The following is a 24,226-nucleotide window of genomic DNA, read 5'->3' as shown; positions in this document are numbered from 1 at the left end:
GGTATTGCTGGCCAATCTTTTCGGCCGCCTTCGCGCTCAGCGGCCGAAGAACAGCGTTTCGGCATTTTCGATAAAAATCCTGCGGGCAAGCGCGGCCTCGCCGATCGCCTCCTGCATGCCGTCGATCAGGTCGGCATCGTCGGGCATGTCGTTCCAGAGCTCGGTATGCGGCCAGTCGCTGCCCCAGAGCAGTTTTTCCGGATGGCTGGCCGCAAGCGCGCGCACCACTTCGGCAAAGCCGGCATAGCCGGGCTCACGCGTCAGCCGATAGGGAGCCGTCAGCTTGATATAGCCGCCGGGATGATCGGCGAGCCGCTGCAGCGCCGGAAGGTGCTGGCGCCATGCGCCGTCGGCGAGCGGTATGAAACCCATGTGATCGATCACGAAGCGGATGCCGAGAGACGGCAGCCGTCCGGCAAGATCATCGATCTGGTCCGGGCTGACCTGAAGCTGCAGCGACCAGCCGAAATCGCGGATCGTTGCCGCAAGCCTCTCGGCGGCCGCCAGCGGCAAGCCGCCCTTGTTGCGGGTGTTGATGCGAACGCCGCGCACGCCGAGCAGATCCAGCCGGGCGATCTCGTCGGAGCCTGTTTCGGGTTCGATGACGACGATACCGCGCAGGCGCTCCGGGAAGGCGGCCAGGGCCTCGATCAGAACCCGGTTGTCAAGACCGTAGACGCTCGGCTGCACGAGGATGCCCCTGGCGATGCCGAGCCTGTCGGCGAAGGCAATCCAGTCAGCGGTCGTCGCGATCCGGGGCGTATAGCTGCGGGGCGTGTTGAGCGGCGCGCCCGACCGGAAGACATGGAAATGCGTATCGATCGTGCCCTGTGGCAGCGGCTTTGCGGGAAGACGCGCCAGCGGCAGGCGCGGCAGGCAGAGTGGCGCTTCATTGTCCGCGAGGCTCATTTCCCTTCCAACTCCTCATGCTGGAGGAAATCGAAATCGACGCCTTCGTCGGCCTGCAGCACATGCGTATGATAGAGCTTGGCATAACCGCGCGCCGGCCCGGCGGCCGGTACTTTTCCAAGCTCGGCCACACGCCGGTCGAATTCGGCCGGGTCAATGGCAAGGTCTATGCGCCTTTCCCGGACGTCGAGGCGAATTCGGTCGCCGGTTCTGACGATCGCCAGCGGTCCGCCCGCCGCTGCTTCCGGGGCGATATGCAGCACGATCGTCCCGAAGGCGGTGCCGCTCATGCGGGCATCGGAGATGCGCACCATGTCCTTCACGCCCTGGCGCGCAAGCTTGCGCGGGATCGGCAGATAGCCGGCTTCCGGCATGCCCGGCGCGCCCCTGGGGCCGGCATTGCGCAGCACGAGAACGTCGTCCGGGCTGACGTCGAGGTCGTCGCTATCGATCCGCAGGGCCATGTCCTCGACGGAATCGAAGACCACCGCTCGCCCTTCATGCTGCAGCAGATCCTTCGATGCCGCCGATTGTTTGATGACGGCGCCGCGCGGCGCCAGGTTGCCGTGGAGGACGGCAATTGTGCCGATCGGCTTCAGCGGCTTTTCCACGGTGCGGATGATGGTCTGGCCGGGCTCATCGGGAGCCGCGTCGATCACCTCGCCGATCGTCTTGCCGTAGATCGTCCGCTGACTGCCGTCGATCTCGTGGCGCACCGCCTTCAGCAGCGCCTGCACGCCGCCGGCCTCATGGAACTGCTCCATATAGTGCTGGCCGGAGGGCTGCAGATCGACAAGCAGCGGGATGATCTTGCCGAGCCTGTCGAGCTCGGCCATGTCGAGGCGAAGGCCGAGCCGCCCGGTAATGGCTGCAAGATGGACGACGGCATTGGTCGAGCCGCCCATTGCCTGCAGCGCGACGAGGCCGTTGCGGATGGCGGCGGGTGTGAGGATATCGCGCACGGTCGGCGCATCTTCCTTGGCGGCGAGCCCGGCGGCGACGCGGCCGGTCTCTTCGGCAAGCCGCACCCGCTCGGATTCGGCAGCAGGTGCCGATCCTGCCCGCGGCAGGCAGAGCCCCATTACCTCGGTCAGGTTGGCCATGGTGCTGGCTGTGCCCATGACAGTACAGGTGCCGACCGAGCTTGCGAGCTTGTTGTTGACGTCGGTGATTTCCGCCTCGTCGATTTCGCCGGCGCGGAAGCGTCCCCAGAAACGGCGGCAATCGGTGCAGGCGCCCAGCCTTTCGCCCTTGTGATGGCCGACGGCCATCGGCCCGGTCGGCAGGAAGATCGCCGGGATCTCGCTGCTGGCCGCCGCCATGATCTGTGCCGGCAATGTCTTGTCGCAGCCGCCGATCAGGATCACGGCATCCATCGGCTGGGCGCGGATCATCTCCTCGGTCTCCATCGCCATCAGATTGCGCAGGTACATCGAGGTCGGCGAGGCAAAGCTCTCGTGAATGGACATGGTCGGGAAGACCATCGGCATGGCGCCGGCCAGCATGACGCCGCGCTTGGCGGCTTCGATCAGCTGCGGAACATTGCCGTGGCACGGATTGAAATCGCTATAGGTATTGGCAATGCCCACGATCGGCCGATCGAGAGCGTCATCCGAATAGCCCATCGCCTTGATGAAGGCCTTTCTGAGGAAAAGGGAAAAACCCTGATCGCCGTAACTCGTCAGCTTGCGACGAAGACCGCTCGACATTGTTCCTCCCTTATCCCTTAAATTGAGCTCAAGCCTAGTGGGATATGCAGGATTGTCAATAAAGAAGATGCGTCGGCATTCTTGCCTATCGCTGCGCTTGAAGCGGTGAATGGTAGAAAAGCCAAGATAATTCGACATATTTTCGTTTTTTGATCGCTGCAACGCATTGGCATTTCCACTGACGACGTTTAAATTATCGATAAAATGAGACGGGAGCAGTCATGGCAGAGATCAAACGAAGGCGGGTGGGAATTATCGGCGCCGGCTGGGTCAGCGAATATCACCTGCCTGCCTGGATGAAGCAGTCGGCGCGCGCCGAGGTCGTGGCGATCGCCGATCCTGCCGCGCAGGCAAGCGCGGCCAGAAGCAGGGCCTTCGGCATTGCCAGGACTTATGCGAGCGCAGAAGCGATGCTGGCGGAAGAAGCGCTCGATGCGGTCGATATCTGCGCGCCGCGTGAGGTTCATGTCGAGCTGGTCCGGCTGGCGGCGCAAAGAGGTCTCGATATTCTCTGCCAGAAGCCGCTGGCGCCGGACTACGATCAGGCGGCGGCGCTCGTTGCGGAGCTGCCGGAAGCGATCCGCCTGATGGTGCACGAGAACTGGCGGTTTCGCGCCTATTACCGCCGGCTGAAGGCCTGGCTGGAGGAGGGTATTGCCGGCGATATCAGGCAGGTCCAGTTCGAATTCTTCTCGAGCGGCATGATTGCCGATGCCGAGGGCAACAGGCCGGCGCTCATCCGCCAGCCGTTTTTCCGCAGGCAGCAGCGGCTGCTCGTCATGGAGGTGATGATCCATCATCTCGATACGCTGCGTTATCTGCTCGGCGAACTGGAGGTGGTGGCCGCACGGCTCGAACGCAGCAATGACGATATTGTTGCAGAAGATGTGGCTTCGGTCGTGCTGCGCCGTCTGGACGACGGGGCAATCGTCACTGTAAACGCCAATCTGGCGGTGCATGGCGCGCCGCCGGCGCCGCGCGATCATCTGCGGATATTCGGGACGCAGGCGACGCTGGAATTGTATGGAAGCCGTCTGTCGGCCAGGGGCCGGGCCGAGCGCGAGGAAGAGTTCGATGCGGATGCCGTCTATCAAGGCGCCTATGACGCAACGATTGCCCATTTCCTCGACGGGCTGGATGGCCGTGTGGTGATGGAGACGATGCCTGCCGACAATATCAGGACACTGGCGCTGGTCGAGGACATCTACCGGCTGAGCCGGTTCGACGCTCGACACAAACCGCGATAAGATGGCTTGCCGCCGGAGGATTATGGATGCAGACGCTTGACGATATCAGAGAGGACGAGATCGAACACGACGATCTGAGCATCGCGCGTGCGCTCGAGGAAGACATCATCTTCGGGCGGCTGGCGCCCGGCACGCGGCTCACCGAAGATACGCTGCTGGCGCGCTTCCACGTCACCCGACATTTCGCCCGCCAGGCGATCGTCCAGCTGGAGACGATGGGCATTGTCGTGCGCGAGCGCAACAAGGGGGCGACCGTGCGCTCCCTGACCCCGCGGCAGGTGCAGGAAATCTACGACGTGCGCGAGTTGCTGCAGCGTCAGGCCGCCCTCTGGATTCCCTTGCCCGCGCCCGACGAATTGATCGCCGAGCTGACGGCGCTGCACGAGGAGCACGGCCGGCACGTCGAATCCGGCTACCTGCGCGGCGTACACGAGACGAACGACAAGTTTCACCTGACGCTGTTCAGCGCTTGCGGCAATTCCCATCTCGTCCAGTCGATCGAGCTTTACATGCGCCTCAGCCTGCCGGTGCGCGCCAACTCCATGTCCAGCAAGGAATCGCTGCGCATCTCGCACGAGCATCACCGGCTGATGATCGAGATGCTGAAGGGCAGGGACAATTGGGTCCTCGCACAGCTCTGCGTCGATCACCTGCAGCCCAGCAAGAAGCGTTATCTTGCCTATGTGAGCGAAAACTGACGGCCTAACCGGGTGGGCCGGCGATCGTACCGGCCGACGCGAGCGGGCCATGCGTTCCCTCGCCAAGGAGGGCCATGACCGCGGCGCGTTCCGGCGCGCCAAGCCTCCCGCCGAAGGTGCTGCATTTCAATGCGGCGGCGGCAGAGGCCATCCGGATGGCGGCATCGGTCGCCAATCCCTCTGTGATCGCCAGCGCATAGGCGCCGTGGAAAATGTCCCCGGCCGCGAGCGTATCGACCGTCCTGACCCGAAATGCGGGCACATGCGCGACGCCTGCCGTTTCGTCGTTCCACCAGTAGCTGCCCCGCTCTCCAGCCGTGACGACGACCAATGCCTGCGGATATTGCCTTTTGAGGAACGGCACCATGCCGGCCGGATCGTCGACCTGCGAAAGGCTGCAGGCGGCCGGCTCCGAAAAGATGATATGGTCGGCATGTCTCGCCAGCATGTCGATGATATCAGGCGGAGCGACATCTCCGTCGAGGATGGCAGGCTTTCCCGCCGTCCGCGCAGCCTGAAGGACCTTGAGGGCGAGAGCCGGCCAGCGCACGTCGACCATGACGGCATTGAATGCCGCGAGATCGCCGGCCGTGACCGTCCTGACATCTTCATGCAGGCGTGGATCGTAGAAGGGGATGATCAGCCTTTCCCCATCGTCGTCGATGAGGATCGTCGAAACGGCCGAACGGGCGCCGGCCACCCGTGCGCTGCCGCTGACATCGATACCGGCCTGTTCCAGTTCCGACAGGATCTGCTGGCCGGCCTGATCGCCGCCGACGGCGCCCCACAGGCTTGCCAGGCCCCCGAGGCGGACAATCGCATAGGCCGCGCTGGACGCCATGCCCTCGGCCACCTGCAGCATATCATGGGGCAGGACCTTGCCCGGCGCCTGCGGAATCGTCCGGACACGAAACAGCGTGTCGAGCACGGCCGCGCCGACGCACAGCACGTGGCGCTGCCTGCGGTCCGGATCGGGAAAAGTCGTGTTCAAACGCGCCGGCCAGTCGACTTGTCGAACAGGTGCACACTTGCCGGATCGATGGAGATCGAGACGGTATCGCCATAAGCAATCGCCAGCCGTTCGCGGAAGAGGCAGGAAATCTCTTCGCCGCCGCAGTCGAGCTTGGCGAAGATTTCCGATCCGGTTCCCTCGACGATCTCGGCGCGGCCGGCAATTCCGCCCTGGCCGGCGCGGATATGTTCGGGACGGATGCCGTAGACGAGCTCACCTGCGGGCGGTGCGCTCTTGATGTTTTCCGGCAGCGGCAGGACGAGGCCCTTCTGCGTGCGGAACACGCCCTCCTCGATCCTGCCGTCGATGAAGTTCATCGAGGGCGAGCCGATAAAGCCGGCGACGAAGAGATTGGCGGGGCGGTCATAGAGTTCCAGCGGCGCGCCGACCTGTTCGATGACGCCATCGTGCAGAACGACGATCTTGTCGGCCATTGTCATTGCCTCGATCTGGTCATGGGTGACATAGATCGTGGTGGTCTTGATGCGCTGATGCAGCGATTTGATTTCGGCGCGCATCTGCACGCGCAGTTTGGCGTCGAGATTGGAAAGCGGTTCGTCGAACAGGAAGACCTGCGGATCGCGTACCAGCGCCCGGCCCATGGCCACGCGCTGACGCTGACCGCCCGAAAGCTGCTTCGGATAGCGGTCGAGCAGCTTTTCGAGGCCGAGAATGTTGGCGGCCTTGTTGACGCGCTCGGAAATCTCCGAAGCATCGGCCTTCTTCAGCTTCAGGGCAAAGCCCATATTGTCGGCGACGCTCATATGCGGATAGAGCGCATAGTTCTGGAAAACCATCGCGATATCGCGGTCGCGCGCCCGCAGGTTGCTGACGTCACGAGCACCGATCCGGATTTCGCCGTCGCTCATTTCTTCAAGGCCGGCGATCATGCGCAGCAGGGTGGACTTGCCGCAGCCGGACGGGCCGACGAGCACGACGAATTCGCCGTCGGCAATATCGACGCTGATGTCCCTGATGACGTTGACGGCACCAAAGCGCTTCTGGACGTTTCGAATATTCACATTTGCCATGTTGATGGTCCTTTCAGTGCCCGCGTCAGCCGCCCTTGACGGCACCAGCCGTCAGGCCCGCCACGATCTGCTTTTGCGCAAACATCGTCAGCACCAGCACGGGCAGGGTGACGATGAGCGCGGCTGCGGCGAGCGGCCCCCAGCTGACCTGCTCGAAGGACAGCATGTTGTAGACGGCCACGGGCAGGGTTCTGGTTTCGCGGCTCGCAAGCACGATGCCGAAGACGAAGTTGTTCCAGGAGAAGATGACGGAGAGGATGAAGGCGACGACGATGCCGGGCCTGGCGATCGGCAGCGCCACCAGACGGAACACCTGCCAGGACGTCGCCCCGTCGATGCTGGCTGCTTCCTCAAGCTCCATCGGCGTCGTCTCGAAATAGCCGATCATGATCCAGACGACGATCGGCACGGTCACGACGAGGTGGATGATGATCTGCGGCCAGAGCGTGCCGAGAAGGTTGAGCCACTGGAACAGCAGGAACAGGGGAATGAGGAAGGACAGGCCGGGTGTCATGCGCGCGATCATGATGACCATGGCAGAGCGTTCGGCCTTCAGCCGCGCGATGCCGTAGCCGGCGGGCACCCCGATCAGCAGCGCAAGCAGGGTTGCGCCGCCGGTCACGAGGATCGAGTTCCAGAAATAGAGGAAGAAATTGTTCTCCTCGAACACCTTCACATAATTCGACCATGCGAAACGCTCGGGAATGAAGATCGGCGGATAGGCGCCGTTGTCGATTTCATATTTGAGCGAGAGCGAAATCATCCAGAGGAAAAACAGGATGACCGGGGAGACCATGACGAGGGCGACAAACAGCAGCCCGAGACGGTCGATCGTCTTGCGTTTCATCAGCGTGTCTCCGTGTCGGACCAGTTGGCGCGCTGCCGGACCATCATCAGCACGAAGGAAAGCGCGACGATGATGATGAAGAAGACAACCGCCATCGCCGATCCATAGCCGATGTCGTAGTAGGAAAAGGCCGTGTTGTAGAGATAGATGTTGATCGTTTCGGACGCCGTGCCGGGGCCGCCCTGCGTCATCGCGTAGATGATGTCGAAGCTTTTCACCGCATCGATGCTTCTGATGATGACGCCGATCATCAGGAAGGGCGCGATCATCGGCAGGGTCAGGTAGCGGAACTTCTGCCAGGCGTTTGCCCCGTCGATTTCGGCACTTTCATAGGGCTCGCGCGGAACGGCGGCGAGCCCGCCCAGGACGATGAGCATGATCAGCGGCGTCCACTGCCAGGTCTCGACCAGCACGAGCGAGGGGATGACGCTTTTCTGGTTGTAGATCCATTCCTGCGGCCCGATGCCGACAAGCGACAGAAGGTAATTCAGCACGCCGAGCTGCGGATGGAACATCATGGTCCACACGAGCGCGATGGCAACGGGTGTCGCCATCATCGGCATGACGAAGACGCCGCGCAGCAATCCGCGGAAGGGAAACTGCGCGTCGAAGATCAGGGCGGCGAGTGTGCCCAAAAACAGCGGGGCGACGACGGCAAGCAGCGTATAGAGCGCTGTGTGCCACAAGGACTCCCAGAAGCGCATGTCCACCAGCAGCCGGGTGTAATTGTCCAGGCCGGCAAAAACCACCGGCTGGCCCAGGGTCCAGCTGTTCACGCTCATCCAGAGCGTAAACACCCAGGGAAATACGATGACCGCGGCGATGACGACCAGCGCCGGGACAACGAAGGGCCAGTAGTTCGGAGCAAGCCTTCCAGGCTTGCTCCTTCCATGTGCGGTGTCTTCAGACCGCGCGGTGTCCATGCTCACGGATGCCATTATCCCTCGCTTCGGGCCAGTACCGGTTCGAACTGCGCCGTTGCCGCCTTCAGTTCCGCTGCCGGATCGGCGCCGCCGATCATGTTGGTCAGGCCGACGCCGTAGATGTCGCGGAACTCTGTAACCGGGATGATGACCGGCAGCGCGAGCTGCGAAACCTTTGCCGAGCCGGCGACGGCATCGACCCAGCTGCTCGGCATGGTAACGCCTTCGCGAACCTTGGGGTCCTCGAGAACCGAGTTGCGGAACGGAACGCCGGCACCCGCCTGCAGCAGCCGCGCGCCCATATCGTGGGAAATGACCCATTGGCAGAAGAGATAGGCTGCTTCCTTGTTCTTGCTCGCCGCCGTCACGCCGATGCCGTCGCCCGTCGTTGCGGCCGCCTGCGCCTTCGGTCCCTTCGGCATGACGCCGTAACCGACCTTGCCGACAACCCGCGACTTTTCCGGGTTCTCGATCGGCGGCGCAAAACCGACGCCGTCGAGCCACATGCCGACCTTGCCCTGCAGGAAGGCCGACTGCGCTTCCGCCCAGTTGAAACCGGAAACGCCGACCGGTGCGGCCTTCGTCATCAGCCGCTGATAGAGTTTTGCCGCTTCGACAGCTTCGTCCGAGGTCGTGCGCAGCTTTCCGTCCGGGCCGAGAGGCGTCGAGCCATAGCCGAGCAGCAGGGTCGTCCAGACGGGGACGTTGGCATTCTTGAGGCCGCGGGCGACGAAGCCGTAGGTATTGGACGACGGGTCCGTCAGCGCCTCGGCGGCACTGACCATCTCATCAAAGGTCGAGGGGTAGGAGAGGCCCTTCTTCTCGAAGAGTTCCTTGTTCCAGTAGACGATCCAGTAGTCCACCGAGAAGGGAAGCGAGCGCAGCACGCCTTGCGAATCCTTGGCGAACTGAAGGCCGGCTTCGGCAAAGTCGCTCTCGACCAGCGACGGGTCGGTCAGCGACGGATCCTTGACGAAGCCGCTGATATCGGCAAGCCAGCCGCCCTTTTCGAACTGGCGCTTCTGGACGTGGTAGCTGAGGTGGACGACGTCGAAGCTCGGCTTGCCCGAGCTGAGTTCGATCGTCGTCTTCTGACGCTGCTGCTGCTCGGGCGTGGCCTCCGCATTGACCTTGATGCCGGTCAGCTCTTCGAATTCGCTCAGATATTTCAGGATCGTTTCGCTGCGCGGGCTCTTGACCAGGTTGACCTCGAGCGTCGTTCCGGCAAAGCGCTTCCAGTCGACGGCTGCCGAAGCGGGCTTGATGCCGAGCAGGCCGGCAGCACCAATGGCTGCGGAACCCGCCAGGAAGTTTCGACGCGTCGGACGAATGAATGATGATGACATGCTGTTCTCCTCCTCTGTGTGGCCTGCGATCTCCTCACCGCAGGCGTCGGTCTAAATTCTCAGCGCACGGCTTCGTGCGTGGTTGATATGTGCGGCAAGCGCATCGACGGCCTCTTGCGCATTCCTTTGTTCGATTGCCTCCAGCACGCGAAGATGTTCGCCCATGACCGGGCCGACGCGCCCGTCGATGCGAAAGCGCTCCTGGCTGATCAGACGCATCTTGATCGAGTTGACGCGGTAGGCGTTGGAAATGATGGTGTTGCCCAACGCATCGATAAAGGCGTCATGCATGCCCCAGTCCACGGCCTGGGCGTGGACTTCCAGTTCATGCGAATGATTGCCGCCTTCGATCGCCGCGACGATCTCGCGATGTTCCTTCAGGAGTGCGGCAATGGTCTCGTCGCTTGCCGTTTCCGTGAAGATCCCGACAGCTTCCTTTTCGAGAAAAAGCCGGAGCTGGAAGGCTTCGCGGATGAGATTGAGGTCGATATGGGCAATCTGCAGACCGCGCTGCGGCACGGTCTTGATGAGCCCCTCGGCTTCGAGCCGCGGAATGAGTTCGCGGATGGCGCCAAGCGTCAGTCCGGTCAGTTCGACCAGCCTGCGCTGGGAGACGAATTGCCCGGGGCGGACGTCGCGCGCCAGCAGATGCCGGGTAAAGCTCTCGTAAGCTTTCTCTCTCAGCGTCGGCTGTTCGTCGGCTCCATCCATCGGGCTCTCCTCGTACATAAGCGCTACGCTGCCTTTGTGCGGAAAAGTGCGTCAAAGGCAAGGGTAAGCTCGCGCCGACCGTCAGCCGAGATCGACGTCAAAGGCGGGCGAACCGCAAGCCATGTATCATCGCCCGTCATCTTTGACACCATGACTTTCACGGCTGGCGTGACGGGGTGCTTGAGAAGCTCTGCGACAAAGTGTTCGACGCGCGGATCGTCATGGCCATCGACAGCCATGGCGCGGACTTCGTGCGGCGCGAAGTTGGCCATGCCGGAAATCGCGCCCTGACCGCCCATGCGCACACCCTTGGCGAGGTGGCGCTCGTCACCGATCAGAATGATGAGGTCGCCGTGCTGGCGCAGCAGCGCTTCGGTATAGGGCCAGTCACCGGACGAATCCTTGACGCCTGTGACGACGGAGGGGAAGGCCTTTCGCAGACGGCTGACAAGATCGACGCTCAACGCGACCATCGTTACTGAAGGAATGTTATAGACCAGCACGTCACGCGCCGTATCGCCCACACGCGCAAACACATCCGCAAACCAGGCGAAGATGCCGTCGTCGCTCACATTCTTGAAATAGGAGGGTGGGGCAAGCAGGATATTGCGCACGCCCTTCGACAAGGCCTGCGAAACCTGCTCGGCCGCATCTTCGGCGGCATCGACCAGCACGCCGACGACGATCTGCCGCGGCTGGATGCCGGCGGCGATGAAAGTGTCGAGGATGCGCTGCCGCTCCTGGCTGCCGATGGAGGCGCCTTCGCCGGTCGTTCCGAACAGCGTGACGCTGGCGCAGCCCGAATCCAGGCTCCGCTTTGCCTGAGCGAGCATGACCTCGGCGGCAATCGCGCCGTCGTCTTCAAAAGGCGTCGCCAACGCGACCGACAAACCAAACCCCGTCACCAATAAATCTCCTTCATGTCAGTATCGAATGGCTAACATGTCAGTTATCGACTGTAAACCTTTTTGTCGTGAATGGCAGATGTCGAGGTGAGGGCTGTGGATTGTCGGGGCAGATTGCCGCCGTGTTCAGGGGGCGGGCCATTGCCGGTGCGGCCGCGAACGGGCCGGTATGTCAGGGCGCATATTACAATGTGGCGCGCGGCAGGCCATGTGCGGCAAAGGCGTGGATCGGCCGGCGGACGGTCTATCTTTCCGTCAGCGAACGGCTGTCGCGGTGCGCGGGATCAAGGGGAAGGGCGCTTGTCCGATCTCTTCTGGGATCAGGGAGCGCAACTTGGAGGGTTGCGCTCCCTTTGGCCTGCCGTCTCACCAGTCCAGGCGCAGGAGAGACACGCCCTGACGCGGCAGGGTGAAGTTGAGACCGATCTTGCCGTCCCTGACGGAAACCGATGCCTCGCTGCCGATCTCGGCGAGTTTGCCTGAGGCTTCGAGCCGGGCGTAGTCGGCGCCCCCGATATCCTGCGGCTTGCCCATTTCCTTCCAGACGCGGAAGGAGTTGGAATGCTGCTCGTCCATGCGGAAGTGCTTCAGCGAGGCCGGCCGGCTGCCCCATCCGTCGATGGAAAGGCTGACATTGGCGGCCGGGCCAGCCTCGTCGTCATCGTGATAGTGCCAGACGAGAACCGAGACTCCCTTGTCGTCGCGCGTCGCCACGACGTTGACGTCGGGCTTGTCGCGAACGCCGTGGCTCATGATGTCCTCGATGTCGCGGCGATAGTCGCTCTCCGATTCCAGCCATTCGCCGCCGAGCTTGCCGAGCATGCGGAAGCCGTTCAGTACGGCCTTGTCGATGCCGTTGGTCGCGAGATCGCGGAAACCGTCGAAATAGGGCTGGTCGTCAAAGAGGAAGGCCCAGGTCACCGCGCCCTCGATTTCGATATTGGCGCGGCGCGAGAGTTCGTATGTGCGGATCATGCTTTCGACGACATAGACGCCGTAGAGCGGGCCGTTGCGGTAGCCGTTCTGCGGGTGGACGCGGGCCGAGCAGGCGGCGCAGCCTTCCGGATCGGATTCGCCGATGATGACGGGCAGGTGGCGAAGCTCCGGGAACTCGTTGATGATGGCAAGGTTGGTCTCGATGTCGCGCAGCTGTTTGTGCAGGCCCATGCGGACGTGCCCGTCGAAAATGACGGGATTGCCTTTGGCGTGGAAGGCGATGAAATCGAGCGGCGGCTTGTTCTCGACGACATGGCGCAGGAAGGCGCGCAGAAAGGTCTGTGCCTTTTCGTTGGCAAATGCTCCGCACGTGTGCGGGCCGCCGACGCGTGCCTTCGGCAAGGCGCGCTTTACGGCGCGGGCACTCGCATCGTACATGGCGCAGAATTCCGGGATGGTGCCGGTCCAGTAGTGACCGTCAGGCTCGTTCCAGACTTCCCACGGCCAGGAGGATACGACGTCCTCGCCGTAACGATCGGCCAGATGCCGTGCCCAGGCTTCGATCAGGTCGCCCCATTTCTTCAGGTCCTTCGGCGGCGCGGTCCAGCCGGTCGTGATCGTCGCATATTTGTCGGCCGGCTCCCAATGATGCTTGTAGGGACCGTCGAAATCGGAAAGCGCTTCGGGCGTGAAGCCGATCTGGATCAGCGGGACGTTGCCGGCCTCGACATAGGCGTCGAAAATCTGGTCGATGATGGTCCAGTCATAGACCGGATTGCCGTTTGCATCCTCTGTGTAGGCATTGGTCGAACCCCATTTCAGGGCCGGCTTGCCGTCGCCGCTGGTCAAAAGATTATGCGCGCGGATGCGCGGCGCGACGGGGCTGAGCTCGGTCAGCTCCTTCAGAAGCTTCTTTCCGTGCGGCGAATATGTGTAGTTCGGCTCGTCATAACCGAACCAGTTCCACAACGGTTTGTAGGGTCCGGTTGGTCTTGCGGCGTGAACGTTGATGGTCACGTCATAGGAACTCGTCATCGTCTTTCCTCTTGAACGGTCATGCCTCAGCCTCCTCCCGAAGGCCAACCGACCAATGTGGTGATGAGGTGCGGCTGTCTTGGGAGGGTGCCGCGCTCGTCGCAAAAGCTATGCGAAATGGTCATTTTGTCAATAATATAAAAAATGACACTTTCCGGCAGATGGAAAAAATGCCGAAATTACGAGAGTTTTTTGACATTCTAAAAATTTCCTGTTGCCGTCAGGTGAAAAATTGTCGATAACTGCTAAGGCGAAGCTGGACGTCCGGAGGAGTCATAAGGGTCGTCGGACCCCTATGCGGACGCTTTCGCCGGAACGCGATCGATAACGGACTACGGGAAGCGCCCGCGCCTGCGGGCCAAGGAGGAGGAGCGCCCGATGAAGTTCCCTAGATTTGCAATGATTGCCCTATTGTCTCTCGCCGCTCTGCCTGCCTACGCGCAGGATTTCATTGCCGGCATTCCGCGTAACGAAACGCTGATCATTCAGGGCACGCCGCAACAGAATGCAGACTGGTTCAACGTCTGGGCGCCGGGCGGCGGCGGGGCAGCCAATGTCAACGGCCTGCAGCAGCTGACGACCGACACGCTGTGGTTCATCAACCCGGAGGGCGGCCCTGACGCCTGGCAGAATGCGCTGGCCAGCGAACCGCCGGCCTATAATGCCGATTTCACCCAAATGACGGTCAAGCTGCGCAAGGGCATCTATTGGAGCGACGGCGTCGAATTCACCAGCGACGACGTGGTCTATACGGTCCAGACGCAGATCGACCATCCGGGCATGTCCTGGAGCGCGCCCTTCACCGTCAATGTCGCCAGCATGGAAAACCCCGATCCGCAGACGGTGATCTTCCATCTGAAGAAGCCCAATTCGCGCTTCCACACGCTGTTTACCGTGCGCTGGAACGCCGCCTGGATCATGCCCAAGCACGTCTTCGAAAAGGCCGGCGATCCCCTGGCGTTCAAGAACAATCCGCCGGTCTCGCTCAGCGCCTATGTGCTGCAGAGCTACGACAAGGCCGGTAACTGGACCATCTGGAAACTGCGCGACGACTGGCAGCGCACCTCGATCGGCATGGCCGCCAAGGAGCCGCCGCAGGTCAAATATGTCGTCTATCGTGCCGCCGGCAATCCGGAAGCCCGGGTCATCGAGCAGCGCAATCACAATCTCGACGTCATCAACGACATGGCGCCGGAAGGCATGTTCGCCATGATGCGCGACAGCAAGAGCGTTGCCGCGTGGCTCAAGGGCTTCCCCTTCGCCCATCCGGATCCGACCCTGCCGTCCGTGCTGCTGAACACCAAGAAGCCGCCCTTCGACAACAAGGATGTGCGCTGGGCGCTCGCCCTGATGATCGATATCCGCGCCGTCGCGCTCGGTTCCTATCGTGGTGCGGCCAATCTCGCCGCGCTCGCCACGCCGCCCACCGGATCGGCGCCGGACGATTATTATGCGCCGATGCAGGACTGGCTCACCAATTTCGAGCTTGATACCGGCAGCCGCAAGATCAAGCCCTATGATCCCAATATCTCCACCCAGATCGCCGCCATGGTTCGCGGCCAATGGGGCGACCAGATCCCGACCGATCCGAAACAGCTGCAGCGCACCTTCGGTTTCGGCTGGTGGAAGCAGGACGTGCAGGCCGCAGCCGAACTCCTGCAGAAGGCCGGTTTCAAGAAGAGCGGCAATCAATGGCTGAAGCCTGACGGCACGCCGTTTACGATCCGCCTGCAGGTCGAGGGCGATGCCATTCCCACACTTGCCCGTGCCGGCACGGTCATTGCCCAGCAGTGGAGCCAGAACGGCATTGCCACCAAGGTCGACGTTGCCGGCCCGACCAACGGCCAGCGCCTCAGCACCGGCGATTTCGAAGCGGCGATCTACTGGAGCATCGAGACCTGGGGCGGCCATCCGGATCTGTCCTTCTTCCTGGACAGCTATCATTCGGAATTCATCAAGCCGCTCGGCCAGATCCAGCCGCCGCGCAACCTGCAGCGCTGGCAGGATCCGCGCCTCGACCAGATCATCGCGAAAAACCGGTCGATCGCCTTCGACTCTCCCGATGTCGTCAAGGTCGGCCAGGATTTCCTGAAGCTCGCCGTCGAGGAGATGCCGATGATCCCGCTGATGGCCTACAACAAGTTCGCGCCGTTCGACACGACCTACTGGACCAATTATCCGAGCGCCGAAAACCCCTATTCCGCCTCCGGGCCGAACTGGTCGAACATCCGCTACATGGTGACGGGCCTGAAGGCCAATCCGGACGCTCCCAAGAACTGATCGCGTCGATATGGGGAGTGGCCGGGCAACCGGCCGCTCCCCTCATGCTTTTGGAGGGTGAATGCCATGAATGGCTTTCTGATCTATGCGGGCAAGCGTTTCCTGCAGTTCCTTTTCGTCGTCTTCACCGGCATCACGCTTGCGTTCCTGATCGCTCATTTTTCGCCGGTCGATCCGGTGGAGCAGACCGTGTCGCTTCTGACGAGCTTCGGCTCGACCGATCCGCAGGCGGTCGAAATCCTGCGCCAGTCGCTGCGGGAGCTCTACGGAACGGGCGGACCCCTCCTCGACCAGTATTTTACCTTCTGGGGGCGGGTGCTGACCGGTGATTTCGGTCCGTCGCTGTCGTCCTTCCCGACGCCGGTCATGACCGTCATCGGCCGCGCCTTGCCCTGGACCGTCGGCCTTTTGACGCTCGCAACCATCATCGCCTGGATTATCGGCAACCTGCTTGGCGCCCTTGCCGGCTATTTCCGCAACAGCCGGCTGCTCAAGCTGGCCGGCATCGTCATCATGGCGCTGCAGCCTATCCCGACCTACATTATCGGCCTCAGCCTCGTCATCCTCTTCGGCTTCATCTGGCCGATCCTGCCGATCAGCGACGGCGCGCAGGTCAATCTTGCGCCGGCCTTCAACTGGGCCTTCATCAGTTCGGTCATCGAACACGGCATCCTGCCGGCGCTGACGCTGGTGCTCGTCGGCATCGGCGGCTGGTTCATCTCCATGCGTTCGCTCGTCTCCAACATCGTCACCGACGACCATGTCGTCTATGCTGAGCTTGGCGGGGTGCGTTCGCGCAGCATTTTTTCGCACTATGTGGCGCGCAACGCCATGCTGCCGCAGGTAACGGGACTGGCGCTCAGCCTCGGCAACGTCTTCGGCGGCGCTGTCATCGTCGAATTCGTCTTCAACTACCCCGGCATCGGCAAGCTGCTGATTTCAGGCATCTATTCCGGTGACTACAGCCTGGTGCTCGGTGTCACGACGATCGCCATCATTGCTGTCGCCTCCGCCGTCTTCGTGATCGACATCATCTACCCGCTGATCGATCCGCGCGTGAAACTGGGATAATTGCGATGTTCAAGATCCTCAGAGACCTGCTCCGCTACAATCACGAATTCCTGTTCGGGACGATCCTGATCCTGGTCATCGTCGGGCTGATCGTCGCCTCCTTCTTCTCGCCCTATGACGAGAACGCCATCTATGTCGTGATCCCCGACATGCCGCCCTCGGCCGAGTTCTGGTTCGGCACGACGTCGCGCGGTCAGGACGTCTTCTGGCAGATCGCCGCGTCGCTGCGCAACACGCTGCTCTTCGGCATCATCGTTGCCGTCATCAGCCGCCTCATCGCGCTCGTCGTCGGCCTGGTCTCCGGCTACATTGGCGGGCGCACGGACCAGATCATCATGGGCATCAACGATACGCTCGGCGCACTGCCCAATATCCCGATCCTGCTTCTTCTGGTTTTCGTGCTGCGCGACCAGATGACATGGTCGATGCTGGCGATCGTCGCAGCCCTGCTCGGCTGGACGCATGACAGCCGGCTGATCCGCTCGGTGGCGCTTTCGCTCCGCCATCGGGAATTTACGCGCCATGCCGTCTTCTCCGGCATGCGCACGCCGCAGATCCTGATCCGCGAGCATCTTCCCTATGTCATGCCGATCGTCTTCTTCACGACGATGAACAACCTGATCTGGGCGATCGGCCTGGAAGTGACGCTCTCCGTGCTCGGCTTCTCCGACATCAACCGGCCGACGGTCGGCGGCATGATCTATTGGGCGAACGCCCATTCCGCCATGGTCGCCGGCATCTGGTGGTGGGTGGCCTTTCCGATGCTCTTCGTGGTGATCCTCTTCCTTGGCCTCTTCATGCTCGCCATGTCGGTCAACGAATATATCGATCCGCGATCGCGGCTTGCCCGGATGGGAGCTTGAGACGATGCAGAACCTTTTGAGGAAAGCACCTTTGACCCTCGTCGAGAATTCCCGGGACGCGCTGACGATCGACGGGCTGAAATGCTATTACGTCAACGACTATTTCGGAGTCCGGCGCGAAATCCGCGCCGTCGACGATATCAGCCTGACGGTGCGCCGTAATGAAATCTACGGCATTGCCGGGGAATCCTCGAGCGGCAAGACCTCGCTGATCAAGACGCTCGCCGGCGCCATCCGCCCGCCGATGCGTGTGGTCGGCGGCAGCGTCAGTTTCAATTTCGACGGCAGGCCGATCGACGTCTACGGTGAACCGCAGAAGATGCGGGCCGCCCGCTGGCGGCATCTTTCCTATATCATGCAGGGGTCGATGAACGTGCTGAACCCGGTTCGGCGCGTGAAGCACGCCTTCAACGATTTTGCCGCGCGGCATATGGGCCTGGATGCAGCCGCCTTTCGCCAGCGCGTCGAGGCGCATCTTGCCCGCCTGCAGCTCGACCCGCACGTTCTCGAAGCCTTTCCGCACCAGCTCTCCGGCGGCATGCGCCAGCGGCTGACCATCGCGCTCGCGACCGTCTGCGAACCGGAATTCATCATTGCCGACGAGCCGACGACGGCGCTCGACGTACTTGTGCAGCAGGATGTCCTCGCGCTGATCAAGGAGGTCCAGATGCGCATGCAGGCCTCGGTCATCTTCGTGACACACGACATGTCCGTTCATGCCGCAATCACCGACCGGCTGGCGATCATGTATGCCGGGCGGCTTGCCGAGGAGGGGCCGACCCAGGCAATCTTCGACAATCCGCAGCATCCCTATACGGTTCACCTGATCGGCAGCTTGCCGCGCATCGGCGATACGAAAACCAGAAAGAGCCTGCAGGGCAAACCGCCGGCGCTTTCCAACCCGCCGACAGGATGCCGCTTTCATCCGCGGTGTCCGATTGCGATCGAGAGGTGCTCGAAAGAAGTGCCGGCCATGCAGCCGAGCGCGACGGGCGGGCGTGTCGCCTGTTTCAGGGCAGGGGAGTACAAGATCCAATGAGTGGCGAACACCTTCTCCAGCTGGAAAGCGTCAGCAAGTTCTTTCCGATCGGGGGCTTCTTCTCGCGCGCCAGGATGACGGCGGTCAGCGACGTCAGTTTCGTGCTCGAGGCTGACAGGCCCGAGATTTTCACCATCGTCGGCGAATCCGGCTCCGGCAAATCCACGCTTGCCAAGATGATCCTCGGCAGCGAGACGGCGGATCGTGGCACGATCCGCTTCGATGGCGCCGATATCGGCGATATCCGCAGCCGCAAGGCCCGTGAGGCCTTCATGACCCGGGTTCAGCCGGTTTTCCAGAATCCGTTCGAGGCCTTCAATCCGCTGACGCGCATCGACGAATACCTGTATGCCACTGCCTATCGCTTCAAGGGCGCCAAGAGCCGCGCCGACAGGGAGGCGCTTGCCGATGTGGCGCTGCAGCGGGTCGGCCTCTCCATTGCGGAGATCCGCGGCCGGTATTCGCACGAATTGTCGGGCGGCCAGCTTCAGCGCATAGCGGTGGCGCGAGCCCTCATTCCCGAACCCAAGCTCATCGTCGCCGACGAGCCGGTCTCGATGGTGGATGCATCGCTGCGCATGTCGATCGTCAATCTCTTCCGCGAGTTGCGTGATGCGCTGAAAGTTTCGATCATTTACATCACTCACGATCTCGCCACCGCTTATTACATCGCAGACCGGGTCATCATCATGCGCAAGGGCGTGGTGGTCGAAAGCGGCGATGCGCGCACGGTGCTCGACAATCCGCAGCACGAATATTCGATCGCCTTGAAAAACGCGGTTTTGCCGCCCGATCCGGGCGAGGCATCGGCAATCATTCGCCAGCGCCAGCAGAATGCCGGCGCATTTGCGCCTCGCGAGATCGTCAACGCCTGAGAGGGCCGCGCCCACATGGGGCGCGGCGATATTCTCGCTCTCAGGAGGCGCGGAAACGCAGGTTGCCGGCCGAAAGTTCGCTGACCGAGGAGCAACCCATCAGCTTCATGCCGCGCTCGATTTCCGTTCGCATCTGCAGCAGCGCCCGCTCGACGCCGGCCTGGCCGGCAGCCGCAAGCGGGAAGAGATAGTAGCGACCGACGCCGACCGCCTTGGCGCCGAGCGACAGGGCCTTGAGCACATGCGTGCCGCGCTGTATGCCGCCATCGACCATGACGTCGATCCTGTCGCCGACGGCATCGACGATTTCGGCCAGCTGGTCGAAACCGCTGCGCGAACCGTCGAGCTGACGCCCGCCGTGATTGGACAGCACGATGCCGGTGCAGCCGATATCGATGGCGCGCCTGGCGTCCTCGACCGTCATGATGCCCTTCAGGCAGAACTGCCCGCCCCAGGTCTTGACCATTCCGGCGACGTCGTCCCAGTTCATGGCGGGATCGAGCATCTCGGTGAAGTAGCGGCTGATCGACATCGTGCCGCTGCCCATATCCACATGGCTGTCGAGCTGCGGCAGGCGGAATTTTTCATGGGTGAAATAGTTGATCGCCCAGGCCGGCTTGACGGCGAACTGCGCCATGCCGGAAAGATTGAGCTTGAAAGGGATGGCAAAACCGGTGCGCTTGTCGCGCTCGCGGTTGCCGCCGGTGATGCTGTCGACGGTCAGCATCATCACCTGCACGCCGGCCTGCTTGGCCCTCGCCATCATTTCGTTGTTCAGGCCGCGATCCCTGTGGAAATAGAACTGGTAGACCTGCGGCCCGCTGCTGATCTGCCTCGCCTCTTCCAGGCTGATCGTGCCGAGCGAGGAAACGCCGAACATCGTGCCGAACTTTCCGGCGGCATGGGCGACCGCGCGCTCGCCTTCGTGATGAAAGAGCCGCTGCAGGGCCGTCGGCGAGCAATAGACCGGCATGGCGAGCTTCTGGCCCATGACGGTGACGGACATGTCGATCTCGCTCACGCCGCGCAGCACGCTCGGCAGGAGATCGCAGCTCTCGAAGGCAGACGTATTGCGCCTGTAGGTCACTTCGTCGTCCGCGGCACCGTCGATATAGTTGAAGATCGGGCCGGGCAGGCGTCTCTTGGCCAGGCGGCGGAAGTCATGAAAGTTGTGGCAATCTGAAAGGCGCATACTTCTATCCAATCGAAGGCTGGCGCGTCAGCTTCCAGCCGATGAAAGTCCGCGAGACCTCCTCGTCTTCGCGATCCCTGGCTTATGGGATACGATTATTATCGCACCAATCTCAAGCTCTCTCGGGTCCGCTTTCGTCCCCCTGCCGGAGAAAGATGCATTTTGTTGCCGGGCGGCCATGGGGATGGGATCGGCCGTGGATCGGCGATCAGCGGCCGGGCTTGATTGCGAGCCAGATGACGTGCCGCGCGCCGCCGCGTTTGCCGTTGGCGCGCGTATTGACGGCATCGACTGCAAAGCCGCTATCCTTCAGCCGGCGGGTGAAGGAAGTGTCAGGACCCGACGACCAGACGGCAAGCACGCCGCCGGCCCGCAAGGCTTCGCGGGCGGATTTCAGGCCGGCATAGTCGTAAAGCCGGTCGTTGGATTTGCGGGTCAGGCCGTCAGGACCGTTGTCGACATCCAGCAGGATGGCGTCATAACCGGCTCTTCCCGCACGGATCGCCTCACCCACGTCGCCCTGATGGATCGACACGCGCGGATCGTCGAGGCACCCCTTGAAGACCTCTGCCATCGGACCGCGCGCCCAGGCGACGACTTCCGGGATCAGCTCGGCAACGACGACGCTGGCATCCTCGGGCACAACGGCAAGGGCAGCGCGCAGGGTAAAACCCATGCCGAGCCCGCCGATCAGGATCTTCGGCTTGGGATGCGATTTGATCCGCTCGAAGGACAGGGTGGCGAGCGCTTCTTCCGAGCCGCTGAGGCGGCTGTTCATCAGTTCGTTGGTGCCGAGCATGATGGAAAATTCACTGCCGCGCTGCTTCAGCCGCAGTTGCCCGCCTTCGCCGGGAATGGTCGCGGAATCGAGCTGGATCCAGGGAAGCATGGCGGTTCGTCTCGCTGAAAGGGACCGTCCCCTAGCATAGTGTGACGGTCGGGGCCAGCAAGCCTTGCCAGGAGCAATTCCAGCGGAACTGTGCAGCCGTTTCGCGTCCGGAATTGCGTCGAAACAAAAAAGCTAGATCATGCGCACGAAATGGTCCGGCTCATGTTCCACCACCTGTTCCTGCGGCGCGGCGGAACGGCGGCGGATATCGTCCACCTCCTGCGGCTGCAGCCGCGTGCGCGGATCGTCGAAGCGCACGTCCGGATCGGGGACTGCCGAGAGCAGAAGGCGGGTATAGGGATGCAGTGGATTGTCGATCACCTTGGCCGTATTGCCCCATTCGACGATCTGGCCGGAATACATGACCGCGATATCCTCGGCCACATAGCGGGCGGTGGCGATATCGTGGGTAATGTAGAGCAGACCGAGATTCATCTCCTTCTTCATCTCGTTCAGGAGATTGAGGACGCCTAGGCGCACGGAAACGTCGAGCATCGAGGTCGGCTCGTCGGCGACGATCACTTCCGGCTGGGCCGCAAGCGCGCGGGCGATGTTGACGCGCTGGCGCTGGCCTCCCGAAAGCTCGTGCGGGTATTTTGGCGCCACGATATCGGGGTCTAGCTTCACGCGCGCGAGCAGTTCGCGCACCGTCGTGCCGATCCGGCTGCCGCGAATATCGGGCCGATGCAGCTTCAGCGGCCGCTGCAGATGGTGAGCGATCGTGTGGGCCGGGTTCAGCGAGGCGAAGGGGTCCTGGAAGATCATTTGCACGGAGCGCCGGTAGCGGGCGATCTCGTCCGCCTTGGCAGCTTCGACGGGGCGGCCCTTGTAGAGGATCTGTCCTGCGGTCGGCGCGTATTCGCGCATCGCCATGCGGGCGCAGGTCGTCTTGCCGCTGCCGGATTCGCCAACGAGCGCCAGCGCGCGGCCGGCATGCAGCGAAAACGAGATGGCGCGGGCGGCGTGAACGGTGGAAGCGCCGTGGCCGAAGGTCTTGGTGACCTTGTCGAGGGCGAGAATGGCATCGCTCATAGCAGCACGCCTCCGTGAAGCGAGGGGAAGGAGGCCCAGAGTTTCCGGGTATAGTCGTGCTGCGGGCTCTTGTAGATCGCCTCGGCACCGTTCTGCTCGACGAGCTTGCCCTGGAGCATGATGCCGATGCGGTCGCAGAACTGCACCATCAGCCCGAGATCGTGGGTGATGAAGAGCACCGAGAAGCCGAACTGTTTGCGCAATTCGTTGATGCGCTGCAGGATTTCCCGCTGCACCACCACGTCGAGCGCCGTCGTCGGCTCGTCCATGACGACGAGTTTCGGATCAAGCGCCATGCAGATGGCGATGACGATGCGCTGGCGCATGCCGCCGGAAAACTGGTGCGGATAGTTGCGCATCCGGTCCGGCGCGATATCGACGAGCCGCAGCATTTCGGCCGTGCGCTCGCGCGACTCGGCCTTCGTCATGCCCTTGTGGGTGCGCAGCACGTCATAAAACTGATCCTCGATGCGCAACACCGGGTTCAGCGAATTCATGGCGCTCTGGAAGACCATGGCGACCTCGCGCCAGCGAAAGGCGGCGAGCGCCTTCGGATCGAGGTCCAGCACGTCACGGCCGGCGAGCAGGATCTGGCTGCCCTTGCGGATCAGCGCCGGCGGCTTGTGCAGGCGGCTGATGGCAAAGGCGATCGTGCTCTTGCCGCAACCGGATTCGCCGGCAAGGCCGAAGACTTCGCCCGGCGCCACGTCGAAGCTGACGTCATCGACGGCGCGAAAGTCCCTTTCCTCGCCGATATAGTCGATCGTGAGGTTCTTGACCGAAAGCAGCGGCTGGTTCACAGGCGACCCTCCCCGGCGCGGATGAGCAGGGACCAGCGCTTCAGATGATTGCCGGTGCGCAGCCGCGGATTCGCGATCTCATCGACGGCGAAGTTGAGGAGCGACATGCCGATGCCGAGGAAGGCGAGTGCGAAGCACGGCGTGAGAATATCCCACCAGGCGCCGACCGAAAGTGCGGAGGCCTTCTGCGCGTTATAGAGCATGGTGCCCCAGGAGACGACGCGCGGGTCGCCGAGGCCGAGGAATTCCAGCGTCGCCTCGGTGATGATCGCGAAAATGACGCTGCCGATGAAATTGATGCCGACGATGGAAATCACGTTGGGGAAGATCTCTGACGTCATGATGCGCCATTGCGGCTCGCCCATCATCTCAGCCGATTTGACATAGTCCTTCTGCTTGACGGAGAGCGTTTCGGCGCGGGTCACGCGCGCACCCCAGGCCCAGGACGTGGCGCCAAGGATAAGCGCAATGACCAGCGGGCTCGCCTGGCCGATGAAAGCTGCAAGGACGAGCAGCAGCGGCAGGTTCGGCACGACCAGCACCATGTTGGTAAAGAAGCTGATGACCTCGTCCGTCTTGCCGCCGCGATAGCCGGAGATGATGCCGAGCGCGGTGCCGACGGCGGTGATCAGCAGGCCTGCGCCGAAGCCGACGGCAAGCGAAGTGCGTGCGCCGTAGATCATGCGGGCAAAGACGTCCTGGCCGATGCGGGTCGTGCCGAGAATGTGTTCGGCTGACGGCGGCTGGTGCGGACGGCCGGTACGGGCGGCGGGATCGTAGTGCGTCAAAAGCGGCGCGGCGATCGCCACGATGACGATGAAGGCGATGATGGCAAGGCCGATCAGCGCCTTGCGGTTGCGCAGAAGGCTCTTCATC

Annotated in this window: 22 protein-coding genes; 7 read left to right on the top strand and 15 right to left on the bottom strand. The window is 62.4% G+C overall.

Annotated features, from left to right (window positions below; all coding sequences use genetic code 11):
- Positions 1–36: 36 nt before the first annotated feature.
- On the bottom strand, positions 37–909 hold the full coding sequence (locus ACU8HS_RS24175) for an amidohydrolase family protein (protein ID WP_447016365.1): 873 nt from the start codon (positions 907–909) through the stop codon (positions 37–39).
- A complete protein-coding gene (locus ACU8HS_RS24170) occupies positions 906–2,618 on the bottom strand; it encodes an IlvD/Edd family dehydratase (protein ID WP_447016364.1) in 1,713 nt (570 codons plus the stop codon). Before ACU8HS_RS24170 ends, ACU8HS_RS24175 begins: the two co-directional genes overlap by 4 nt.
- Before the next feature lie 221 nt (positions 2,619–2,839).
- On the opposite strand from ACU8HS_RS24170, the gene ACU8HS_RS24165 reads away from it, so the two are divergent.
- Together ACU8HS_RS24165 and ACU8HS_RS24160 are read left to right on the top strand one after the other, a co-directional pair.
- Positions 2,840–3,865, top strand: a complete 1,026-nt coding sequence (locus tag ACU8HS_RS24165) for a Gfo/Idh/MocA family protein (protein ID WP_447016363.1) — start codon at positions 2,840–2,842, stop codon at positions 3,863–3,865.
- Between the two features lie 26 nt (positions 3,866–3,891).
- Entirely contained in the window at positions 3,892–4,563 is a 672-nt protein-coding gene (locus ACU8HS_RS24160) for a GntR family transcriptional regulator (RefSeq protein ID WP_112703051.1), read from the top strand.
- A 4-nt stretch (positions 4,564–4,567) separates the two neighbouring features.
- On the opposite strand, the gene ACU8HS_RS24155 is transcribed toward ACU8HS_RS24160, so the two are convergent.
- From ACU8HS_RS24155 to ACU8HS_RS24120, 8 genes are all read right to left on the bottom strand, one after another.
- Entirely contained in the window at positions 4,568–5,554 is a 987-nt protein-coding gene (locus tag ACU8HS_RS24155) for a PfkB family carbohydrate kinase (RefSeq protein ID WP_447016362.1), read from the bottom strand.
- On the bottom strand, positions 5,551–6,606 hold the full coding sequence (locus ACU8HS_RS24150) for a sn-glycerol-3-phosphate ABC transporter ATP-binding protein UgpC (protein ID WP_112756341.1): 1,056 nt from the start codon (positions 6,604–6,606) through the stop codon (positions 5,551–5,553). The genes ACU8HS_RS24155 and ACU8HS_RS24150 overlap by 4 nt, the downstream gene beginning before the upstream one ends.
- A gap of 25 nt (positions 6,607–6,631) precedes the next feature.
- On the bottom strand, positions 6,632–7,453 hold the full coding sequence (locus tag ACU8HS_RS24145; protein ID WP_112571156.1) for a carbohydrate ABC transporter permease: 822 nt from the start codon (positions 7,451–7,453) through the stop codon (positions 6,632–6,634).
- The gene (locus ACU8HS_RS24140) at positions 7,453–8,391 is read right to left on the bottom strand and encodes a carbohydrate ABC transporter permease (RefSeq protein ID WP_112571154.1); all 939 of its coding nucleotides are present in this window, start codon (positions 8,389–8,391) and stop codon (positions 7,453–7,455) included. The genes ACU8HS_RS24145 and ACU8HS_RS24140 overlap by 1 nt, the downstream gene beginning before the upstream one ends.
- On the bottom strand, positions 8,391–9,722 hold the full coding sequence (locus ACU8HS_RS24135) for an ABC transporter substrate-binding protein (RefSeq protein ID WP_112703054.1): 1,332 nt from the start codon (positions 9,720–9,722) through the stop codon (positions 8,391–8,393). Before ACU8HS_RS24135 ends, ACU8HS_RS24140 begins: the two co-directional genes overlap by 1 nt.
- Positions 9,723–9,773: 51 nt before the next feature.
- Positions 9,774–10,433: a GntR family transcriptional regulator gene (locus ACU8HS_RS24130; RefSeq protein ID WP_112571150.1), complete on the bottom strand. Its 660-nt coding sequence runs from the start codon at positions 10,431–10,433 to the stop codon at positions 9,774–9,776.
- A gap of 23 nt (positions 10,434–10,456) precedes the next feature.
- Positions 10,457–11,341: a dihydrodipicolinate synthase family protein gene (locus tag ACU8HS_RS24125; RefSeq protein ID WP_112703055.1), complete on the bottom strand. Its 885-nt coding sequence runs from the start codon at positions 11,339–11,341 to the stop codon at positions 10,457–10,459.
- A 363-nt stretch (positions 11,342–11,704) separates the two neighbouring features.
- A complete protein-coding gene (locus ACU8HS_RS24120) occupies positions 11,705–13,309 on the bottom strand; it encodes a GH39 family glycosyl hydrolase (RefSeq protein ID WP_113412803.1) in 1,605 nt (534 codons plus the stop codon).
- A 378-nt stretch (positions 13,310–13,687) separates the two neighbouring features.
- Here ACU8HS_RS24120 and ACU8HS_RS24115 point away from each other — a divergent pair, with 378 nt between their 5' ends.
- From ACU8HS_RS24115 to ACU8HS_RS24095, 5 genes are all read left to right on the top strand, one after another.
- On the top strand, positions 13,688–15,589 hold the full coding sequence (locus ACU8HS_RS24115; protein ID WP_112571144.1) for an ABC transporter substrate-binding protein: 1,902 nt from the start codon (positions 13,688–13,690) through the stop codon (positions 15,587–15,589).
- A gap of 66 nt (positions 15,590–15,655) precedes the next feature.
- Positions 15,656–16,660: an ABC transporter permease gene (locus ACU8HS_RS24110; protein WP_112571142.1), complete on the top strand. Its 1,005-nt coding sequence runs from the start codon at positions 15,656–15,658 to the stop codon at positions 16,658–16,660.
- A 5-nt stretch (positions 16,661–16,665) separates the two neighbouring features.
- Complete coding sequence (locus tag ACU8HS_RS24105; protein WP_112571140.1) at positions 16,666–17,523, top strand: ABC transporter permease; 858 nt, start codon at positions 16,666–16,668, stop codon at positions 17,521–17,523.
- A gap of 4 nt (positions 17,524–17,527) precedes the next feature.
- Positions 17,528–18,562 carry an ABC transporter ATP-binding protein gene (locus ACU8HS_RS24100; RefSeq protein WP_112703058.1) on the top strand — a complete coding sequence of 345 codons (1,035 nt, stop codon included), beginning with the start codon at positions 17,528–17,530 and terminating at the stop codon, positions 18,560–18,562.
- Entirely contained in the window at positions 18,559–19,437 is an 879-nt protein-coding gene (locus ACU8HS_RS24095) for an ABC transporter ATP-binding protein (RefSeq protein ID WP_113412804.1), read from the top strand. Before ACU8HS_RS24100 ends, ACU8HS_RS24095 begins: the two co-directional genes overlap by 4 nt.
- Before the next feature lie 40 nt (positions 19,438–19,477).
- Here ACU8HS_RS24095 and ACU8HS_RS24090 read toward each other — a convergent pair whose 3' ends face one another.
- The 5 genes from ACU8HS_RS24090 to ACU8HS_RS24070 form a co-directional block, all read right to left on the bottom strand.
- Entirely contained in the window at positions 19,478–20,629 is a 1,152-nt protein-coding gene (locus tag ACU8HS_RS24090; RefSeq protein ID WP_113412805.1) for an alpha-hydroxy acid oxidase, read from the bottom strand.
- Between the two features lie 208 nt (positions 20,630–20,837).
- A complete protein-coding gene (locus tag ACU8HS_RS24085) occupies positions 20,838–21,518 on the bottom strand; it encodes a hypothetical protein (protein WP_112571132.1) in 681 nt (226 codons plus the stop codon).
- Positions 21,519–21,650: 132 nt separating this feature from the next.
- Positions 21,651–22,550: an ABC transporter ATP-binding protein gene (locus tag ACU8HS_RS24080; RefSeq protein WP_113412806.1), complete on the bottom strand. Its 900-nt coding sequence runs from the start codon at positions 22,548–22,550 to the stop codon at positions 21,651–21,653.
- A complete protein-coding gene (locus ACU8HS_RS24075) occupies positions 22,547–23,350 on the bottom strand; it encodes an ABC transporter ATP-binding protein (protein ID WP_113412807.1) in 804 nt (267 codons plus the stop codon). The genes ACU8HS_RS24080 and ACU8HS_RS24075 overlap by 4 nt, the downstream gene beginning before the upstream one ends.
- Complete coding sequence (locus ACU8HS_RS24070; protein ID WP_447016361.1) at positions 23,347–24,225, bottom strand: ABC transporter permease; 879 nt, start codon at positions 24,223–24,225, stop codon at positions 23,347–23,349. Before ACU8HS_RS24070 ends, ACU8HS_RS24075 begins: the two co-directional genes overlap by 4 nt.
- Position 24,226 lies beyond the last annotated feature (1 nt).

This window comes from Rhizobium sp. KDH_Rht_773_N (assembly GCF_052946295.1).
This window is presented reverse-complemented; position numbering and strand designations above follow the sequence as displayed.

Excerpts from the sequence above, each read along its gene's own strand:
- ACU8HS_RS24090 (WP_113412805.1), bottom strand. The coding sequence starts at position 20,629 with ATGCGCCTTTCAGATTGCCACAACTTTCATGACTTCCGCCGCCTGGCC.
- ACU8HS_RS24100 (WP_112703058.1), top strand. The coding sequence starts at position 17,528 with ATGCAGAACCTTTTGAGGAAAGCACCTTTGACCCTCGTCGAGAATTCC.
- ACU8HS_RS24120 (WP_113412803.1), bottom strand. The coding sequence starts at position 13,309 with ATGACGAGTTCCTATGACGTGACCATCAACGTTCACGCCGCAAGACCA.
- ACU8HS_RS24175 (WP_447016365.1), bottom strand. The coding sequence starts at position 909 with ATGAGCCTCGCGGACAATGAAGCGCCACTCTGCCTGCCGCGCCTGCCG.
- ACU8HS_RS24170 (WP_447016364.1), bottom strand. The coding sequence starts at position 2,618 with ATGTCGAGCGGTCTTCGTCGCAAGCTGACGAGTTACGGCGATCAGGGT.
- ACU8HS_RS24105 (WP_112571140.1), top strand. The coding sequence starts at position 16,666 with ATGTTCAAGATCCTCAGAGACCTGCTCCGCTACAATCACGAATTCCTG.
- ACU8HS_RS24085 (WP_112571132.1), bottom strand. The coding sequence starts at position 21,518 with ATGCTTCCCTGGATCCAGCTCGATTCCGCGACCATTCCCGGCGAAGGC.
- ACU8HS_RS24140 (WP_112571154.1), bottom strand. The coding sequence starts at position 8,391 with ATGGCATCCGTGAGCATGGACACCGCGCGGTCTGAAGACACCGCACAT.
- ACU8HS_RS24070 (WP_447016361.1), bottom strand. The coding sequence starts at position 24,225 with ATGAAGAGCCTTCTGCGCAACCGCAAGGCGCTGATCGGCCTTGCCATC.
- ACU8HS_RS24095 (WP_113412804.1), top strand. The coding sequence starts at position 18,559 with ATGAGTGGCGAACACCTTCTCCAGCTGGAAAGCGTCAGCAAGTTCTTT.
- ACU8HS_RS24080 (WP_113412806.1), bottom strand. The coding sequence starts at position 22,550 with ATGAGCGATGCCATTCTCGCCCTCGACAAGGTCACCAAGACCTTCGGC.
- ACU8HS_RS24130 (WP_112571150.1), bottom strand. The coding sequence starts at position 10,433 with ATGGATGGAGCCGACGAACAGCCGACGCTGAGAGAGAAAGCTTACGAG.
- ACU8HS_RS24160 (WP_112703051.1), top strand. The coding sequence starts at position 3,892 with ATGCAGACGCTTGACGATATCAGAGAGGACGAGATCGAACACGACGAT.
- ACU8HS_RS24145 (WP_112571156.1), bottom strand. The coding sequence starts at position 7,453 with ATGAAACGCAAGACGATCGACCGTCTCGGGCTGCTGTTTGTCGCCCTC.
- ACU8HS_RS24150 (WP_112756341.1), bottom strand. The coding sequence starts at position 6,606 with ATGGCAAATGTGAATATTCGAAACGTCCAGAAGCGCTTTGGTGCCGTC.
- ACU8HS_RS24115 (WP_112571144.1), top strand. The coding sequence starts at position 13,688 with ATGAAGTTCCCTAGATTTGCAATGATTGCCCTATTGTCTCTCGCCGCT.
- ACU8HS_RS24110 (WP_112571142.1), top strand. The coding sequence starts at position 15,656 with ATGAATGGCTTTCTGATCTATGCGGGCAAGCGTTTCCTGCAGTTCCTT.
- ACU8HS_RS24135 (WP_112703054.1), bottom strand. The coding sequence starts at position 9,722 with ATGTCATCATCATTCATTCGTCCGACGCGTCGAAACTTCCTGGCGGGT.
- ACU8HS_RS24165 (WP_447016363.1), top strand. The coding sequence starts at position 2,840 with ATGGCAGAGATCAAACGAAGGCGGGTGGGAATTATCGGCGCCGGCTGG.